Source organism: Dietzia sp. E1, assembly GCF_014145015.1.
Lineage (GTDB): Bacteria > Actinomycetota > Actinomycetes > Mycobacteriales > Mycobacteriaceae > Dietzia > Dietzia cinnamea_A.
In genome coordinates, this window is record NZ_JAALDU010000579.1 from 1 (window position 1) to 2,379 (window position 2,379).

Here is a 2,379-nt window from a genome sequence, read left to right on the forward strand (position 1 = left end):
CCCGCGGCAGCGGCACCGTCGCCCGCGGCGACGAGCGACTCGCGCAAGCGCACGAGCGCACCCAGCGCCAGGTCGGGGTCCGGCGCCCGGGACAGCGCCCACAGCACCGGCACCGCGTCGTCGTCGGTCCACCCCAGATAGTCGAGCCAGTCGGCGGCACGGTCGTCGAGCAGGCCGAGCCGCCCGGGGCTCGGCAGCCTCGGGCGGGACGAGTCCCTGCTCACGATGCCGCCGCCGGTCACAGGTTGAGGTAGTTGCGCAGTTCGTACGGGGTCACGTCGGTCCGGTACTCGCGCCACTCACGGCGCTTGTTCCGCAGGAAGAACTCGAAGACGTGCTCGCCGAGCGCCTCGGCGACCAGCTCCGACTCCTCCATCGCGTCCAGCGCCTGCTCGAGGCTGCCCGGCAGGTCGGTGTAGCCCATCGCGCGGCGCTCCCGCCGGCTCATGGTCCACACGTCGTCCTCGGACTCCGGCGGCAGCTCGTAACCCTCCTGGACGCCCTTGATGCCGGCGGCGAACATCACCGCGAACGCCAGGTACGGGTTGCACGCCGAGTCCGGGCTGCGGACCTCGATGCGGCGGGAGGACGCCTTGTTGGGCGTGTACATGGGCACCCGCACCAGCGCCGAGCGGTTGGCGCGGCCCCACGTGGCCGCCGTGGGCGCCTCGCCGCCACCGATCAGTCGCTTGTAGGAGTTGACCCACTGGTTGGTCACGGCCGAGAACTCGGGCGCGTGCGTGAGGATGCCCGCGACGAACGACTTCGCGGTACCCGACAGCTGGTACTCGTCGTCCGGGTCGTGGAACGCGTTGGAGTCGCCCTCGAACAGGCTCATGTGGGTGTGCATGGCCGAACCGGGGTGGTCGCGCAGGGGCTTGGGCATGAACGACGCCCACACCCCGTTGTTCATGGCCACCTCCTTGACGATGTAGCGGAACGTCATGATGTTGTCCGCCATGCTCAGGGCGTCGGCGTAGCGCAGGTCGATCTCCTGCTGCCCCGGCGCGCCCTCGTGGTGGGAGAACTCCACCGAGATGCCCATGGCCTCGAGCGCCTCGATCGCGTGCCGCCGGAAGTGCGGGGCGGTGTCGTGCACGGCCTGGTCGAAGTAGCCGCCGTTGTCCGTGGGCACCGGCTCCGCACCGTTCGTGTCGAGGTCCTTGAACAGGAAGAACTCGATCTCCGGGTGCACGTAGCAGGAGAAGCCGAGGTCGGCGGCCTTGTTGAGCTGACGGCGCAGTACGTGGCGCGGGTCGGCCCAGCTCGGGCTGCCGTCCGGGTTGTAGATGTCGCAGAAGATGCGCGCCGAGTGCTGGCCGCCGTCGGCGTGCGCCCACGGCAGGACCTGGAACGTCGACGGGTCGGGCTTGGCGACCGTGTCCGCCTCGGACACGCGGGAGAACCCCTCGATCGCGGAGCCGTCGAAGCCGATGCCCTCGCCGAACGCCCCCTCGAGCTCGGCCGGCGCCACGGCCACGGACTTCAGGGTGCCGAGCACGTCCGTGAACCAGAGCCGGACGAACCGGATGTCGCGTTCCTCGAGGGTCCTGAGAACGTACTCCTGCTGGCGGTTCATGCCTCCAACCTAGTGCCTGCCGTGTGACGAGCGTGAGTCATCCCCTCGGTCCGACGCGGGCCGACCCCTGGTGACGGCTCGTGGCAGACTCGACCGCGACACAGCGCGGCGGCCGCCGCGCGAGACGTCACCGCCCCCTGTCCCACCCGGGGACCGGCCCCGTCCGGCCTCGAGGCACCGAAGGAAGGCCACACACCTCATGAGCGACACCCCCGACACCCCGGTCTACGGCTCCGGCGCCGCCCCCCGGCAGACGCCGCCCGGCACCGACGGGCAGGAGGGCCTGACGCGGGTCACGCGCCTGCACCACCTCGCCGAACTCAAGGCCGCCGGCGAACCGTGGCCGATGCTCACCGCCTACGACTTCGTCTCCGCGCGGCTGTTCCAGGAGGCGGGGATCCCCGTCCTGCTGGTGGGCGACTCCGCGGCCAACGTGGTCTACGGCTACGACACGACCGTCCCGGTGACCGAGGACGAGATGATCCCGCTCGTCCGTGCCGTCACCCGGGGCGCGCCCAAGGCGCTGGTCGTGGCGGATCTGGTGTTCGGCAGCTACGAGGCCTCGCCCACCCAGGCCGTGGCCGCGGCGATCCGCATGCTCAAGGAGGGCGGTGCCCAGGCGGTCAAGCTCGAGGGCGGCGTGCGGATGGCCCCGCAGATCCGCGCGATCGTCGACGCCGGCATCCCCGTGATGGCCCACGTCGGCTTCACCCCGCAGTCCGTCAACGGGCTGGGCGGGTTCCGCGTCCAGGGCCGCGGGGACGCCGCCGAGCAGCTGCGCGCCGACGCCCGCGCCGTCC

General features: G+C 71.5%; 3 protein-coding genes. 1 reads left to right on the plus strand and 2 read right to left on the minus strand.

Going from position 1 to position 2,379, the window contains the following annotated elements; genetic code table 11:
* Window positions 1-227: hypothetical protein (locus G6030_RS16155; RefSeq protein ID WP_347238686.1), on the minus strand; the 227-nt coding region annotated here is incomplete at its 3' end.
* Between the two features lie 11 nt (window positions 228-238).
* Window positions 239-1,579 (minus strand): type I glutamate--ammonia ligase, encoded by a 1,341-nt coding sequence (gene glnA, locus G6030_RS16160; RefSeq protein WP_070721793.1) that lies wholly within the window; start codon window positions 1,577-1,579, stop codon window positions 239-241.
* A 199-nt stretch (window positions 1,580-1,778) separates the two neighbouring features.
* On the opposite strand from glnA, the gene G6030_RS16165 reads away from it, so the two are divergent.
* A partial coding sequence (locus G6030_RS16165) for a 3-methyl-2-oxobutanoate hydroxymethyltransferase (RefSeq protein ID WP_182643811.1) occupies window positions 1,779-2,379 on the plus strand: 601 nt, incomplete at its 3' end.

What these genes read in the sequence shown, in the direction of transcription:
- glnA (WP_070721793.1), bottom strand. Translation starts at nt 1,579, where the DNA reads ATGAACCGCCAGCAGGAGTACGTTCTCAGGACCCTCGAGGAACGCGAC.